The 15,262-nt window shown below is 53.5% G+C and carries 11 protein-coding genes and 1 tRNA gene; 6 read left to right on the top strand and 6 right to left on the bottom strand.

Annotated elements, in window-relative coordinates; all coding sequences use genetic code 11:
• Positions 1-15: 15 nt before the first annotated feature.
• Positions 16-681, bottom strand: coding sequence for a choice-of-anchor V domain-containing protein (locus tag ACOQPM_RS13790; protein WP_420629843.1), 666 nt, complete (start codon positions 679-681; stop codon positions 16-18).
• A 166-nt stretch (positions 682-847) separates the two neighbouring features.
• Between ACOQPM_RS13790 and ACOQPM_RS13785 the strand changes: the two genes are divergently transcribed.
• Positions 848-3,034: a glycosyltransferase family 39 protein gene (locus ACOQPM_RS13785; protein ID WP_420629842.1), complete on the top strand. Its 2,187-nt coding sequence runs from the start codon at positions 848-850 to the stop codon at positions 3,032-3,034.
• Positions 3,035-3,345: 311 nt separating this feature from the next.
• Complete coding sequence (locus ACOQPM_RS13780) at positions 3,346-4,290, top strand: IS110 family transposase (protein ID WP_420629841.1); 945 nt, start codon at positions 3,346-3,348, stop codon at positions 4,288-4,290.
• 127 nt (positions 4,291-4,417) lie between these two features.
• Here the strand turns inward: ACOQPM_RS13780 and ACOQPM_RS13775 are convergent, their stop codons facing one another.
• The 4 genes from ACOQPM_RS13775 to ACOQPM_RS13760 all read right to left on the bottom strand — a co-directional run bounded on the left by ACOQPM_RS13775 (position 4,418) and on the right by ACOQPM_RS13760 (position 11,984).
• Entirely contained in the window at positions 4,418-5,782 is a 1,365-nt protein-coding gene (locus ACOQPM_RS13775; protein WP_420629840.1) for a PQQ-dependent sugar dehydrogenase, read from the bottom strand.
• Between the two features lie 68 nt (positions 5,783-5,850).
• Positions 5,851-6,888 (bottom strand): hypothetical protein, encoded by a 1,038-nt coding sequence (locus ACOQPM_RS13770; protein WP_420629839.1) that lies wholly within the window; start codon positions 6,886-6,888, stop codon positions 5,851-5,853.
• A 167-nt stretch (positions 6,889-7,055) separates the two neighbouring features.
• Positions 7,056-9,005 carry a DUF5060 domain-containing protein gene (locus ACOQPM_RS13765; RefSeq protein WP_420629838.1) on the bottom strand — a complete coding sequence of 650 codons (1,950 nt, stop codon included), beginning with the start codon at positions 9,003-9,005 and terminating at the stop codon, positions 7,056-7,058.
• 219 nt (positions 9,006-9,224) lie between these two features.
• Positions 9,225-11,984 carry a 6-pyruvoyl-tetrahydropterin synthase-related protein gene (locus tag ACOQPM_RS13760; RefSeq protein WP_420629837.1) on the bottom strand — a complete coding sequence of 920 codons (2,760 nt, stop codon included), beginning with the start codon at positions 11,982-11,984 and terminating at the stop codon, positions 9,225-9,227.
• A 151-nt stretch (positions 11,985-12,135) separates the two neighbouring features.
• Between ACOQPM_RS13760 and ACOQPM_RS13755 the strand changes: the two genes are divergently transcribed.
• From ACOQPM_RS13755 to ACOQPM_RS13740, 4 genes are all read left to right on the top strand, one after another.
• A tRNA-Sec gene (locus tag ACOQPM_RS13755) sits at positions 12,136-12,231 on the top strand.
• 228 nt (positions 12,232-12,459) lie between these two features.
• Positions 12,460-12,780: a cupin domain-containing protein gene (locus tag ACOQPM_RS13750; RefSeq protein ID WP_420629836.1), complete on the top strand. Its 321-nt coding sequence runs from the start codon at positions 12,460-12,462 to the stop codon at positions 12,778-12,780.
• A gap of 104 nt (positions 12,781-12,884) precedes the next feature.
• Positions 12,885-13,595 carry a class I SAM-dependent methyltransferase gene (locus ACOQPM_RS13745; RefSeq protein WP_420629835.1) on the top strand — a complete coding sequence of 237 codons (711 nt, stop codon included), beginning with the start codon at positions 12,885-12,887 and terminating at the stop codon, positions 13,593-13,595.
• 88 nt (positions 13,596-13,683) lie between these two features.
• Positions 13,684-14,415 carry a hypothetical protein gene (locus tag ACOQPM_RS13740; protein ID WP_420629834.1) on the top strand — a complete coding sequence of 244 codons (732 nt, stop codon included), beginning with the start codon at positions 13,684-13,686 and terminating at the stop codon, positions 14,413-14,415.
• 28 nt (positions 14,416-14,443) lie between these two features.
• Here ACOQPM_RS13740 and ACOQPM_RS13735 read toward each other — a convergent pair whose 3' ends face one another.
• Positions 14,444-15,244 carry a TIGR00266 family protein gene (locus ACOQPM_RS13735; protein ID WP_420629833.1) on the bottom strand — a complete coding sequence of 267 codons (801 nt, stop codon included), beginning with the start codon at positions 15,242-15,244 and terminating at the stop codon, positions 14,444-14,446.
• Positions 15,245-15,262: the final 18 nt, after the last annotated feature.

Below are 15,262 nucleotides of genomic sequence, written 5' to 3'. Positions count from 1 at the left end.
CACGACCCAAAACCCTTAATCAGTCACAATCAGCGGCAAATAAAGGCTCTCTGTCAGCGTGGCGGGGTCAATGACGGTGATGGTGAGCGTGTCGGTGGCGGCAGCATCGCCTGAGGTGTCCTCGCTGAGATCAACCGAGTTGCCTGCACCATACATGGTGACGGTTTCGGCCGTTGCGGGAGCCACCCAGTTGAAAGTAAAGGTTACCTCACCACCAGGAACCTCGGTGCAACTGCTGTTGATACATTTTGGCCCACCGTCATGGCCGTCGTAGCTAGGGAAGTTGGGAGACGATTTTTGGGTATCATCTCCATTTTCATGAACGATTTCACCACTGAGAATTTTAGTGTAAAGAGAACCGGCCAGCGTATCGGTCAGTACGCCGCCAGTAACAGCCACATCAAGCCCAGCGGCAATCTCTTGCCCACCTGCGACAGTTAAAGTGTACGTAAAAACCTCACCAGTAAAGGCAACCGCTGGACCGGAAATAGTGACGGTTGGTTCTGTACCGCCTCCATGACAAACGCTACAGTGACTACCGCTTGCACCAGATAAGCCAGCGATGCCACTAGACCTAGCATTTGCCATTTGACTAAATAGAGTGACAGTAAAAATGGTAATTATACAGATAACCAGTAAAGGTATTAGTTTGCCAAGCGATCTTCTATCGGTTGAATTCATTGCAAATCTCCTCTCCCGAAGGCATGATTGTGTGGTAGGGGCGCATCCCCGTGTGCGCCCAAATATTGGGCAGACACGGGGGTCTGCCCCTACCGGAACCTGTTTTTTATAGACAGTATTAAAGCAAACAAATTAGACAAGGCAAGCGGGGACGCGTAACGGCCGTATGAAACAACAACCAAAAAGCGCGGTGAAAAAAGGTTGGCTATGGCTCATTTTGGGACTTTATCTGCTTATTGGCGCGGGGTACAGCGTGATTACGCCGCTGTTTGAGGCGCCGGACGAGCATCATCACTTCTTCAACGCACTGAATATTCGGCAAACGGGCGAGCTGCCCCGCAGTGACCAAAATCCGGGGCTGGCGCGGCAGGAAGCGGCCCAGCCGCCACTTTACTATTTGCTGGCAGCCCTAATCATCGCTCCGGTAGACGTAGGAGATGCCGAAGACGCCTTATGGCCGAACCCGTATGTGCAGTTGGGCAACGCCAATACGCCCGACAACGCCAACGTCTTTATTCATCTCGCAACTGAAAGGAATTTTCCGTGGCAGGGGATGGCGCTGGCGGTGCATCTGGTGCGTTTTTTATCGGTACTGCTAGGGCTAGGGACGCTCATTTTTCTATACCAATCTGCCCAACTCATCTGGCCCGATACGCCGCAGAACGGGCTGCTGGCGACGGCGTTGGTGGCGTTTTTACCGCAGTTTGGCTTTTTGCACGGCAGCGTCTCCAACGACCCGCTGATGATTTTGGTAGCAACGGCCGTTCTCTACCAACTCCTCTTTTTGTGGCAGGTGCGGGTGACAAACGGCCGTTTGCTGGTGCTGGGCATCACGCTGGGACTGGGCTTGCTGGCTAAGACCACGGGTATTTTGCTGCTGGCGTGGGCGGTGGGCTGGCTGGTTTTGCGGCAAAGCTGGCAAAAAAAGCGGCTGGTCTGGCAGGCGACCGTGCCGGTTGTGCTGCCTGCATTGCTGGTGGGCGGTTGGTGGCTGGTGCGGAACTGGCTACTTTATGGGGATGTAACGGCCGTTAACCAATTTGTGGCTTTGGCTGGGGGCAATCGAGCGTACAGTTTGGGACAAGTACTGGCCGATCTGGATCGCGTGTGGCTTTCGTTTATCGCCTTTTTTGGCTGGATGACGGTACGGCCGCCAATTTGGATTCATTGGCTGTGGGGGGGCATCGTCGCCCTGGCGGTTGTGGGCGGCGCGTGGCAGCTACGCGGCTGGCGCAATAGCTCCAGAGCAAGGTCGCTGCTGTGGCTCGTGTTGGGTAGCTGGTTTGGCCTGGTCTTTGTGGGCTGGGTGCAGTTCACGCGGCAAACGTCTGCCGACCAGGGGCGTTTGCTGTTTCCAGCGTTGGCGGCAGTTGTGCAGCTGCTGGTGGCTGGGCTTTCTGGCTGGCGGCAGCGCTGGCTGTTTCCTCTTTTGGCGATGGTTGCATTATTGACGACGCTCTACAGTCTGGGGATTGTGATCCCGTCTGCCCTGGGATCGCCGCAACCTATCGCAACAACTTTATCTGAGCTGGAGATGGTGGAAACGGCCGTTCTCAACCAGCCAGTCGGCGAGGGGATTGAGCTGTTAGCCGCCCACATCGAGCAAACGGCCGCACATCCCGGCGACTACGTAGGCATCACGCTTACTTGGCGCGCGGACGCCATTCCCACTGAACCGCCTACGCTGGTTATTGAACTTTTTGGGCGAGAACAGGAGCTGGTGGGGAAGCTGTTATCTTATCATGGCAACGGCCGTTTACCCGCCAACCTGTGGCAACCAAACCAAATTTACCAAGACAGTTTTTGGGTACAACTCTCGCCGGAGATGAGCACGCCCACGCTGGTGCGCCCCTTTGTGCATTTGTTGGACGGCACGGATAGAACCGCCCTGCCACCGTTCAAAGTAACTTCTCGCACACAGCCAGCGGCGCAAACGGCCGTTGCCACCCTGGGTGACGGTATTGAATTGGTTGGCGTACAGCTTTCACAGGAAACGGCCGTGGTCGGCGATCAGATTGGCATAACGCTGATGTGGCAAATTATCTCACCGCCGCAGCAACAGTTAACCACCTTCATTCACCTGGGGGAACAGACGCAGCCACCGCTGGCACAGGCGGATGGCATCCCGCTCAATGGCGATTATCCCACCGACTTCTGGGAAGCAGGCGAGCAGTTTACGGACACGTACCGGCTCATCCTGCCCCCGGAGCTACCCTCCGGCAGCTACCCACTTTACGTTGGCTTGTATAATTCTGAAACGGCCGTGCGACTCCCCGTGAGCATCAACAACCAGGCCCAACCATTTGCGGCTTACCAGGTCGGTTTTTTAACTATCACCTCGCCTAATAGATAAACTTTCTGGTATTCTGCAAACCAAATCCTCGTACAAACTGTCATTAGTATGATAAAGCAAAGACGAAAGGCCGACTGTCATTAGGTGCAAGAAACCGTGCGGGAGATGTGGCCCATCGTGAAAAAGATAAAACAAGCAGCCAAAAAAGCGACCATTTGTTAGGATTGCTCCAGCTTGGTAGGCCGATGTCATTGGCAACCAGCCGCGCAGGAGCGCAGGTCACCGAGCCAAGAGATTCAGCGAGAACCCGAACAGTTGTTGGGACATTGCAGTCCGTATCATTGCTAGTGCGGGTCACAAAGGAGTACCTGATGGCAAAGCAAACCGAAGAAACCTTTTTTGGCATTGACGTTTCCAAAAACCACCTGGATTTAGCCCAGTGGGGAATCGAAGAAGTGTTGCGACACGATAATGACGCAACCGGTATCGCCACCCTGGTGGAAATAATGTCAACGAAAACGGCTGTCACCTTGATAGTGGTTGAGGCCAGCGGTGGATTCGAGCAAGTTATGGTTACAGAACTGGCCGCTGCCTCTCTGCCCATTGTCGTCGTCAACCCGACACGAGTGCGTAACTTTGCTCGTGCCAAAGGGCAAGTAGCTAAGACAGACAAGATCGATGCCCAGATGATTGCCAGCTTTGCCCAGGCGGTCCGTCCAGAGGTACGTACTTTGAAGACGCAAGACCAGCAGCTCATCAAAGCATTGGTCACGCGTCGTCGCCAACTGATCGATATGCAAACAGCCGAGAAGAATCGGCACACCACGGTCAATCCAGAATTGCGGCCTCGTTTGGAGAAGCACCTGGATTGGTTAGCTACTGAATTAGCTGAAATTGAGGAAGACCTCAATGATTGGACCAACAAAAATGCCCAATGGCGCGAAAAACGAACCAGTTTAGAAAGCGTGCCCGGCGTGGGCCAGGTCACCTCCTTTACGTTGCTGGCTGAATTGCCCGAATTGGGTACATTGTCTCGACAAAAAATCGCCGCCTTAGTTGGCCTGGCTCCCTTCAATCGGGACAGCGGCTGTTCTCGCGGACGACGCCATATTTTTGGCGGACGTTCAGATGTTCGTTCTGTTTTGTACATGGCTGCTCTTTCAGGCATTCGTTATAACCCGGTTCTCAAAGCCTTTTATGACCGTTTGATTGCGAAAGGAAAACTCCCCAAAGTCGCTCTCACGGCCTGTATGCGTAAATTGTTAACCATTTTGAATGCCATCGTCCGTGATGGCTCTGCTTGGATATCAGCTTAACGAAATGCGCTTTTTGCTCTTGACTTTTATCACAGTTGCTCCCGCGAATGCGGGAATCCACTCCTTCACTAAAGATGGATGCCTGCCTTCGCAGGCATGACAATCACAAAAGGTGGCTTACACAGCACTAGGGAACAGTGACTTTGTACAAGGTGTCTTCCAGGTAGCCACCTGCATACAGCTCGCCGTCTACCCCTTCGCCAAAGGTGCTCAACAAAAACTCCGCCTTCCCCAGGGAAACCGAAACCCAGTTACCACTATTTACCTGCTTAATTCCCCACAAGTCGCCTGTACAAAAATCGCCTAACACATAAAATCCTTGCAAACTTTCATGCTCGGTTCCGCGATAGACAAAGCCGCCCGTTACAGCACAATGGGCACCAGAACTATCATATTCAAAAATGGGAAAATCATAATCTCCGGCGGGGCCACATTTATCGGCATAAACCGGATGACCCTCACCGGGCACAGTTTGGTCAAAGGTACCTTCCCAGCAGCGCCAGCCAAAGTTTTGCTCACTCTCGCCAGCCGGAATAAAGTCAATCTCCTCAAAAATCCATTCACCAACGTCCCCAATGTATAGATCCCCCGTGAGCGCGTCGAAGCTCATGCGCCAGGGGTTACGCAAACCGACGGCCCAAATTTCATCACAACCATCTTTGCCAATATATGGATTATCCGGCGGGATAGAGTAATTGTTGGCTGGGTTAAACCCCGGGCAATCTGGCGAAAGATTGCCGGACGTGTTTGGATTTACATCTATGCGAATGATTTTGCCTAAAAGCACGTCTGTTCGCTGGGCATGATTGGCCGGGTCATGAGGATCTGTACTGCCAAAGTGGGGATCAGGGCCGCCATCGCCAAATCCCACATACAAATACCCGTCTGGGCCAAAGCTGAGGTCTCCCCCATTGTGTACCGGGCTTATACCAGACGGTTCGCCGCTGTCTGGCGTTTTGGCAATGGTGAGCAAGTTTGCTTCACTTGATTTAATAGCTTGATCCAAATTGCCGGGGTCAACATCGAAGCGGGAAATGACAATTCTAAAATCACCTTCTCTGGTATAGGCAACAAAAATTTGAGGCGTTGCTGGGTAGTTGGGATGAAAGGCAAGCCCAAGCAGCCCCAATTCCCAATTTTCGGCGGCAGCAACACGATCCGTAATTTCCAGGAACGGTGTGGCCACAAGCGTGCCGTTGGGTTCCACAATACGGATTCTACCTTCGCGCTCGGCTACGTATAAACGGCCGTCTCCCGCGTGGGCAATATCGGTGATGGCGCTGGTGGTGAAGCCTGTAGCAAACGGTTCAAATGAGAGGCTGGATGGCGCTCTAAAACTTTCAACAATGGGAAGATACACCGTTTCTGAGCTGCCGGTTGTTTCTGCTGGGGTTACGGCCGTTACTTTTTCCGTAGGCGCAATGACAATCCCCATCATCAAAAACAGGGCCATTAAAATAAGCCCGTGAAGTCGGTAATTTTTATGGTTCATAAATGTGATTCCCCTCCAACTTGAATGCAGACAAGTTACATCTAAAAAGCTTTTCTAGTTTATCCAGGTCAGGGCACTACATATTCCAAAACTATTGGTGCAGATACAAAGCCTTTATTGCCAAAACTATCTTCCTGGACGGCCACAATATAGTTGAGCCCGCCCTCTGCCTGGGAACGCGAAAGCGTGATGGGCAGATCAACATAGCCATCATAGCTAATGACACCGGAGGCTTCTGTTATTTTGAGCGCACTATTGGCTTCAAAGGGGTCTAGATCGAAGCCACCGTTGGGAACGGCCGTTGTAAACAGCCCCCCTTCTACCAAAAGCAAGCGCACCGTGCGGCCTGGCTCCCCGGTTACGCGCACGGTTTGGTTGGCCTGCATCACCACGGCGGGCGGGGTTGTGCCGCCCACCAGTTCCAATGTTGGGGCAGCCAGCAGCCCTTCGCGCAGCAGCAGTTCGCCCCCGCCGTTGCTGCCCTCTTCCCGGAAAATCTCACCGTTCAGCACCGTTCCATCTGCCATTGTTACGGTAACGGCCGTACCCACCAGTTCCAGCCCAGACACGCTGCCAGACTCATTGGGCCCCGGTGCGGCCGTTCCCTTGATGCTAGTTGGGTCCACATCCAAAGAAAAAGTGAACGTTTCGCCAGGGCCAAACCCGGTAAAGTTGATTTCTAAAATGTCAAAACCGCCGTCGTGCGGCGAGAGAAAGGCGTGGCTGACGTATGCCGAGGCGTTGCTATCCACCTGTAAATTTTTGGCCGTCGTGTCCCCCGCCACCCCGTTGGGATCAAAAACCATGTCTGGTAAAAAGGCGCTGCTTAAATCCAGGCGAATTTTGCTGATGCGCTCGCTGTTGGCCGCAGAATTGGTGATAACAAATGAGCCAACATTGAACGTGCTGGCGTTTAAGCCAGTGCCGGGCGTAATTTGCACGGTTACTTCTTCTGAGGGCAGCAAGATGTCTGGTGACTGAATGAGCGGTAGGTAAACAAAGTGCGAACTTGAAGCCGGGGCGGATTGGGTTGCAATTGCTATCGCCAGCAAAAGCATAACCGTCAAACAGTTCATGAGCCAACGCAATGAACGCCAACTTTCCATTACAAAATTTCCTCTACTTTTACTTTATAGCCGCGAAGTATACGGCCGTCCTCCACAAACGCAACATAACTTACTCTAGAATAAGAATACAAAAGTCTATGGAAGATGGCTGAAAAACAGGGAAGAACCTAGACTTTTGTATTCTGCGCCAAGCAATATGCGCTAGCTCAATATCCAAAATCACATTGGTAAGTTACCAGCGGTAAATAGGTGGCGAAGGAAGCAGCACCCTCAACCCGCAAACCAGGAGGGCTTGTGTTTTTGAGCAAGATCACCCAATCTTCGGCGCTGTTATTAGGCGGGAAGCCCAACGAGACAAGGCCACCGCCAGCCACATTTTTTGCGCTCCCTTCAAATTCACCCGTCCGCGGATTAAACCATTGCTGAGTGAACGTGCCAGAAACGGCCGTTAAATCCAAAGTAGCAGCCTGAGACGCTTCCGGTAGGTGGATGGCATAAATTTCCCCAATTTTGGCAAACACCTGCCCCCCGTTGTACGTGTCAGCCTCGCCAGAAAGTAGATGATCTGCTGGCTGCATTTCCCAAAACGGCAGATTTTCTTGCATAAACCGCCGAGCATACCACATAAAATCCCACATCTTTTCGCGGGTGCTAAAATCTTCCAGGCGCATGTCGCCCCCCAGCGGCAAGTCCCAATACCCCATGTACCACTCAATGTTTCCGCCACTAAAATAGACCTGGTACAAAACCGACTTCCGCAAAACATCCTCGTTGGAACTGATCAGGCTGTTATTGTTTTCATCCATGTCAATCACCCAGGGGCGACCCGCATTGGCTGAATTGGTGCGCCAGGTCTCCAGAAAGTCATTGGCAGTTTCCCATTTGTATTGGAACGAAGTCGCTGAAAAGCGGGGATCGCCTACCATGTCGGCATAGCTGTAATGGGGGCTGCCCGGTGTGTCTAAATAGGTGTGTGCCGTGATGGGATGCCCTGCCCAATCCAGTGCCTGAATGTAATCTGCATAAGCCCGCAGCGTTTCCACGGGAAAGCGATTTTCTTCGCTTAGATTCCATTTGATAGCCAGCAGGTAGCCAAATCGGGCAATCATTTCGCGGAAAAAGAGCTTGCGCTCCACGCCAAAGCCACCATCATCCAAAAAGTTGTAGTTTGGCACTTCGGTTTCTGCCAGCACCATTTGAATGGCAATGCCCTTGCGCTGGGCGTGTTCCAGCACGGTTTGCCACTGCCGCAGCTTGCTAATGTCGTAATGGGTGTTGCTGTAGGCGGTGCCATCGGCAAATACAAATGGGTAGGTCTCCTGCCCATCGCCGCCCAAATTCATGGGCAAAAAGTAGATAGAGTTAACATGCTTTTCAGACAAATAGTTGAGTGCGCCGATGATGCCTTTGGCATCCGCCCCGCTGTCTTCGCTGACAAAGTTTGGGTCGCCGGGCTGCCAATCGGCCACATGATTACTGTAGGCGTGCAGAAAATCTGGAACGAGGCCGCCCTGATCCACAGTGTTGTCAAAGCCATGATAGCCCATGAAGTTCTCGGGGCTGTCTGTGCCGCCTTTTATCCAGTAGCCACCGTCCCGGAACTTCAGATAATGATTGTTAGCGTATTCCAGCCGTCCCAGCCCCAAAAAGCCGGGGGCATTACATTTCACGGGGTCTATGGTGAATTGTCCGGTTTCGCCGTCAAAATGTACGGCCGTTCCCGCCAACGGATTCAAATCAACAGCCACATCATCGCCGGTGCGGAAGGAGGCTTCATAGCTCCAAACGCCATGCGTGTCTGGGGCAAAGATGACTTGCCACGCAGACCCCACCCCGCCACCGTTGCCGTCTCCGGCGTAAAAGCCGGGGGCTTCGTAAATTTGCCCTTGCGGCCCGGTGAACGTGACCTGCAACCGATAATCGGTGAACGGGTTGGGGTTGGTCGCTAGCTCATCGGTATCCGGGCCATTGAAGCTAAGGGTAAGCGGATGCCATGTTTTCATCTCGCCGCTGATGGTTGCGAGTACGGCCGTTTCTGGAATAAACCGTTCAGCCGCAGTCACATCGTCTATGGAATCTAACTGTTCAGTTGAAATAGCACTTCCCCAAATAAACCAAGTCATCAAACCAATCACAAACAGCAGCCGAACTTTCATAGGATAATCCTTTGTTATTTTCGCGTTCAGTTCTTCTTCGCACTTTTATAATCACGAATGGCACGAATAGACAAATGTTTTTTTAAAGATTCGTGTTATTCGTTCATTCGTCCTATTCGTGATTTGTCCGCGTATTTCATACGCTCTTGCTAATTCCAAGTGTTATTGTGCCGATTTTGTAGGATAAAAGGCACAGGACTCTTTTCCCAGCAGATTCAATTAGCGTTCGATGAGTTGAACGGTTCCCACAATCACGCGGTCGCCTAATTGGCTGTGGGAGCCGCTGGTGGGCAGGCGTTGACCAGTTGCCAGCAGGTAAAGCCCTACCTGTAGCTGGTACTCTCCCGGCGGTGCGTTTGTGATCCAGGAACGGCCGTCCACCACCATCTCCCCCGCATCCCAAAACGAGGTTGGGTAAAGACCGCCCAGCAGCTGACCATCTTGTCCGGCTACAAAGTTACCTTCGAGCGTGAGCAGATGAACAAAGACCGTGTAATCTTCGGGAATGGAGCCAACAGCTTGCCAAAACAGCGTCAGTTCCAATGGCTCGCCCAGCGATACGGTCTGCGGCAGGCTGGCGTGGGAAAGCACAATCCCTTCACCAAACTGGGTGCCGATGGGGGTGGCCTGGGGCGGAACGGCCGTATCCTCTGGCGGCGTTTTCAAGCGGGCAATGTTGAGTGTCACGTTACCGTTAGCATCACGGATGGGCAGCGGAAATTCGGTATCTGGCTGGCGCAGGGCGAGCTGAACGGTGTAGGCTGCGGGCGCGTCATCGGGCAGGGGCAGGGTGTAGGTATCGCGCAAGAGCTGCCCGGCAGAGAGATTGCTAAACACCGTGAAGCCAGGGTTGGGATTGACGACTGTTTGCTGCGGCACGCCCCGACCATCTAGCAAGGTTAGCACCACCTCGTATGCGGCCGTTGGCAGCTGCAACGCTTGCCAATAAAGCGTTAGCTCATTCGGCAAGGCAGTTTCTACGCCGATGAGCTGAATCTCGTCATTGAAGTTGCCTGCGGGTGGCGCGGGGATGTGGGGAAGACGGCCGTCTGCCACATGCACCACCAGCGGCGAATCCGACCGATCCAGCCAGAAAACCTTGCCCAACAGTAAAATTGCTAGCCCAATAACCAAAACAGGAATTAACCGCGGAGAGCGTAGAGGGCGCGGAGTTTTTGCTTTTCCCTCTGCGTTCTCTGCGGTAAAAATCATTGCGTCCCGCTGCATCGTCAGCCACAAACAAACCAGCAAACCAGCCACCGAAAGCATATCTGCCAGCCAGCGAATGGGTGTGCGGCCAAACCAAAGTTTGAGCGTGTGTGCACCTGGGGGGACGGTGAGTTGCAAACGGCCGTTCTCATCCGCACCCACCGCCAAATCATCACCATCCAACTGCGCCTGCCAGCCAGGGAAGATGTGGCTAGCAAAGGTAAGCATGGTGGCTTGGGCAAAATTGGTTTGCCAAACGGCCGTCCACGGATCGCTTTGTTGCAAGGTGAGGTCGGAATCGGGAACGGTCGTCAGCAATTTGTCTGCCAGCGCGGAACCAGCAGGCATAGCCGGGCCAGTCGGCCATTCCGCTACCCGCGCATCGCTGTACTCTCCCCACGCCGTTAGCCCGATGATTTGGTAGGTTTGCTGAACGGCCGTCACGTCACCTAACGTCGGCTGCTGCGGCAAATCTACCCAGCGCGGCGGGTACAAATACGGCACCAAATTGACATAACTGCTTAAAATCACAGCTAGCAGCAAAATAGCAGCCAATCTGTTGAACCACAGAGGTCTCAGAGGCCACAGAGATTTTATAGATATATCTTTTTCTCCGGGTTCTCCGTGACCTCTGTGGTGAAAAAAAATACCCAATCCGGCAATTGGTAAAAAGAAGGTCGGTACATCCAAAAGCCGCCACGGAAACTGCAAGCCACGCAGTGGCGTCACCAGCCGCCAAACGAAGTCAGAGGCGGGCAGCGTGAGGAAAAGTACGCCCCAGCCCAGCAGCCCAGCCGTGAAAAAGACGGCTTCCCGCGCGGGGAAATCCCCCCGCTTGCGCCACCACCGTAGCAGTGACCAGCCGGAAACGGCCGTTCCCCCCACCCCCAGCAGCAAGGCCACCAAGCCCACCGTTTTGGGTAGATAGGCACCGCGCAGTTCGGCAACGGCCGTTCCTGGCCAAGCCCACAGCGACGCAAAATGATCGCCATACCACACTTGGCTTGCCTCAGCCGCGTAGCCCGTGAACTGGATTTCGGTGAAGGCAGGTAACCAGGCAAAGGCGGCCACGGCTAGCCCCAAGCCAAAAGCGGACAGCAAGGTTAACCAACGTCGCCGCGAACCGCCCCAACGAACCACCACAACCATGCCCCACACCAGCAGTGGCGCCAGCAGCAGCAAACTAGCGGCCGTGTGTGAAAGCAGCAGCAGAGAAATGCTTAAGGCAGCAAAAACAGTTCGTCGTGGGGACGGCCGTTCCGCCAAACGCCACACAAGCCACGCCACCAGTGGCACCAGCCCCAACGCTAAACTGTTGGAGGTGCTGCCCCGGCTGTAAATTTGGTCGGCGATGTGAGGAGACAGGGTGAAAACGGCCGTTCCCACCAAACCGCCAACCTCCCCAGCCAACGCCCGCCCTAGGCCAAACATGCCCACCGCGCCTAGCAGTAAGCACAGAGCGAACAGCAAATTGATCGCCACATCTGCCTGCTGCCCAGCGAGCCAGTAGAGCGCCGTTAGCAGCCAGGCACTCAGCGGCGGATAAAAATTGAACAGCGGCGAGCCATAGCCATAAATGAGGTCCGGCTGCCAGCGCGCCAGCGGCACGCCCGCCGCCCATTGGGCGTTTACCAACGGAATACGAAAGTAATGCAGCAGCAAATCATCTCCCTGCGGGGGCAACCCCCACAGCGGCTGCGCCGCCAGTGCAGTGAGCATAAATACCGCCAACCACGGCCACCAAGCCCGCATTTTTCCCCAATCAATCATCACCACCTATGGTAGAGCGGATATAGTTTCTTTGCCAAAACAATCTATTTGGAAAACGGCCGTCCCCCATTAACAAATAACCATTTACTATTCACAATTAACCGTTATCTTCTGTTACCCAAATCAGTCGCTCTGCGTTAAACTCATTGGTGGGAGTGATTGTGTCCCGGTGGGCGCCCCAGTCTTCAAAACTGGTGGCCGGCTGCGCGGAGCAGGCGGCGGTGGGTTCGACTCCCATTCACTCCCGCCTAACAAGGAGATTGGAAATTAGAGACTGGGGATTGAAAGCAACACAATCTCTAATCTCCGATCTCCATCCCTTGTTCTATAGCCAAATTCCCCAAAGAAAAAGTAACTGTTCAATCCCAGAGGTGACAGTCACTTCGAAATGGCTTGGATGTTGCCATCACCTCTGAAAAAAAGTGACTGTCACCTGAACGCTTACAAGAAAAACGCACTCAATGGTGGAAACGATATGGATTTGATCAAAAATTTGCAGGATTACGTAGGTTCTCGCCCTGAAAAGTTCTTCAAAAACACCCTGTTCCACAGCGAGAGGCTGCTGCTCGGCCTCAACTGCTTGGAACCGGGTCAGGTGCAAACGCCACACGACCACAGCGACCAGGACAAATTTTATTACGTGGTTGAAGGTCAAGGGCATTTTTGGCTAGGCGATGACCAGAGGGTTGTGGGTAAGGGTCATGTCGTTTTGGCCCCCGCAGGCGTCGCACACGGCGTGAAGAATGAAGGCTCTGAGCGGCTGACGTTGTTGGTAGGTATCGCCCCTGCACCATAAAGAAAAACCACAATTTGCCGCCGCGAATTTCACGAATTAGCGCGAAAAAGTATTAAAATTCGTGGCCAATTGTTTGATCGTAAGTTCAGTGCAAAAGAACGCCCATGCTCTCTCTGGATAAGCAAAATGAATGGCGCGAACAGTATCGGGCGACCCATCCTGGCTGGCGACCTGCCACGGAGCTTTATGCCGATTTGGTGCGGCAATACCTGACGCCTGAGGCGCGGGTGCTAGACATAGGCTGTGGGCGGGGTGGCCTGGTCGAGCAATTGGAGCATCCGCTGGGGCAAGTGGTGGGCATAGACCCAGATTGGCTGTCGCTGCGGGAGCATCGGCTCAATTTGAGCAGCGCGGTGGCCTTTAGTGATGATTTGCCGTTTGCCCCAGAGACATTTGACGTGGCTTTTGCTAGTTGGGTATTGGAACATTTGGCACGGCCGTTTCTCACCTTTCAATCCATCGCCCGCGTGCTAAAACCGGGGGGCGTGTTTGTGTTTATTACGCCAAACGGCCGTCATCCGTTGGCACTGCTGAACAAAACGATGGGCAGGCTGGGAATGTTGCAGGGAAGATTGGTATCAGGGCTGTACGATCGTTCCGCCGACGACACCTTCACCACCCATTACCGCGCCAACAGCCAAGCCGCTCTGAAGAAATTGGCGACCCAAAGTAGCCTTCGCCTCGCCAAGCTACACGCCATCCCAGACCCCACCTACCTTGCCTTCAACCGTCCGCTTTTTAAACTGATGTCTCTGGTGGAAGATGCTCTACCCGCCGGACGGAAGATTCATTTGGTGGGTGTTTTAGTGAAATAGGCGATGGAGGTCGCCTTTGCAATTGTTAGTGTAGATTTATCTGCCGCTTCATTTTTTGCTTTTCACGCCCACCACGTACAATTCCCGCATGGATCATCTTTCCCCCACCAAACAGTTTTACTATAGCTTCTTGGGGCAGCTCTATGCCTTTGCCTATACCAGCCGGCAGCGCACCTTTTTGGGCATTCCACAGAGCGGTTGGCTGCGGCTAGGCATCTTTGCCCTGTTTATAGCGGCGTTGATTGGGCGCTGGGGCTGGGTGGCCATCTTGCTGACGGTGCTGCTGTGGCTGATCGTGAGCTTTGTGTACTGGTGTGCGCGGCGGGAGGATTACAACAAATTTGTGGCGGATGAAACGGCCGTTTCCCCACCAGCCACTATCAAACCCATCGCGCCAAACGAGCGAACGGCCGTCTACGCCTCGGGTCGCTACGCCGTTAGTGGCAAGGCAGACACGGTATTGCTGCAAAAGCCAGCCCACTACTGGCGCGTGCCGCTAGGCGACCACATCGTCATGGTAGAGTACCGACCAAAGCGGTTCTTGTACCAATTTTTTGCGCCGCGCACGCTGCAAAAAGTGCAGCGCGGCTGGATTTTATTTGGCAAAGAGCCAATCCCAACACTGGCAATCACTTTTTTAGAGGTGTGGGGGCAGGATGAGGATAGTTCGCTGTTGTATTACGTGCAGGGCGGGGCAGCAGATGACCTGAACCATCTGAAACCCCGCACCATTTACTTTTCATTTGAGAAGACGGCCGTTCTACAAAAAGTATGGGCCACGCTGATTTTGGCCACAGAGAACACAGAGGATCAAGAGTAAAAACTCTGTGTTCTCTGTGGCAACTAAGTTAACCTTGCAATAGATCGGTGACGGTGCGGCCCAGAATGGAGCCTTCGCCAGAAGATTTGCCGCCGCCACTGCTGCTAAATTTGGCATTTTGCAGCACGCGGTCTGCCAGGCGGCTAAACGGCAGCGATTGTAGCCAAACGCGCCCGGTGCCCTGTAGCGTGGCCAAGAACAGCCCTTCGCCACCAAAAATCATAGATTTTAAGTTGCCCGCTCGCTCGATGTCGTAGTTGATGGTGGATTCAAAGGCGACGATGCAGCCCGTATCTACCATAATTTTGCCGCCATTTAGCTGACGCTCCACAATCGTGCCGCCAGCGTGGATGAACACATTGCCATCCCCACGCAGCCGCTGCAAAATGAAACCCTCACCGCCAAAGAAGCCCGCACCCAGCTTTTTGTTAAAGGCAATGCTCACCTCTGTGCCCAACGCAGCGCAGAGGAATGAATCTTTTTGGCAAATTAGCTCACCGTTGGCTTCATCCAGATCAATGGCGATTATTTTGCCAGGATAGGGTGCGCCAAAGGCCACGTGCTTTTTGCCCTGACCGTTGTTGGTGAAGTGAGTCATGAAAACAGATTCACCTGTAAAGGCGCGTTTAGCCATGCTGCCCAATGCGCCCAAAAAGCCCTGATCTGGCTTGGAACCATCCCCCATTTTGGTTTCAAAGCCAATGCCATCTTCCATGTACATCATCGCGCCTGCTTCGGCAATGACGGTTTCGCTAGGGTCGAGTTCAACCTCTACAAACTGCAAATCATCGCCAAACACTTGGTAATCTACTTCGTGACTATGTTTCATCTGAAATGCTCCTTTTGC

The organism is Candidatus Leptofilum sp., from assembly GCF_965223525.1.
GTDB lineage: Bacteria > Chloroflexota > Anaerolineae > Promineifilales > Promineifilaceae > Leptofilum.
Note: the sequence above shows the minus strand (reverse complement) of the source record. Positions and strands in the feature narration are given on the sequence as shown.

Excerpts from the sequence above, each read along its gene's own strand:
- ACOQPM_RS13790 (WP_420629843.1), bottom strand. The coding sequence starts at position 681 with ATGAATTCAACCGATAGAAGATCGCTTGGCAAACTAATACCTTTACTG.
- ACOQPM_RS13780 (WP_420629841.1), top strand. The coding sequence starts at position 3,346 with ATGGCAAAGCAAACCGAAGAAACCTTTTTTGGCATTGACGTTTCCAAA.
- ACOQPM_RS13740 (WP_420629834.1), top strand. The coding sequence starts at position 13,684 with ATGGATCATCTTTCCCCCACCAAACAGTTTTACTATAGCTTCTTGGGG.
- ACOQPM_RS13745 (WP_420629835.1), top strand. The coding sequence starts at position 12,885 with ATGCTCTCTCTGGATAAGCAAAATGAATGGCGCGAACAGTATCGGGCG.
- ACOQPM_RS13735 (WP_420629833.1), bottom strand. The coding sequence starts at position 15,244 with ATGAAACATAGTCACGAAGTAGATTACCAAGTGTTTGGCGATGATTTG.
- ACOQPM_RS13765 (WP_420629838.1), bottom strand. The coding sequence starts at position 9,005 with ATGAAAGTTCGGCTGCTGTTTGTGATTGGTTTGATGACTTGGTTTATT.
- ACOQPM_RS13750 (WP_420629836.1), top strand. The coding sequence starts at position 12,460 with ATGGATTTGATCAAAAATTTGCAGGATTACGTAGGTTCTCGCCCTGAA.
- ACOQPM_RS13785 (WP_420629842.1), top strand. The coding sequence starts at position 848 with ATGAAACAACAACCAAAAAGCGCGGTGAAAAAAGGTTGGCTATGGCTC.
- ACOQPM_RS13770 (WP_420629839.1), bottom strand. The coding sequence starts at position 6,888 with ATGGAAAGTTGGCGTTCATTGCGTTGGCTCATGAACTGTTTGACGGTT.
- ACOQPM_RS13760 (WP_420629837.1), bottom strand. The coding sequence starts at position 11,984 with ATGATTGATTGGGGAAAAATGCGGGCTTGGTGGCCGTGGTTGGCGGTA.
- ACOQPM_RS13775 (WP_420629840.1), bottom strand. The coding sequence starts at position 5,782 with ATGAACCATAAAAATTACCGACTTCACGGGCTTATTTTAATGGCCCTG.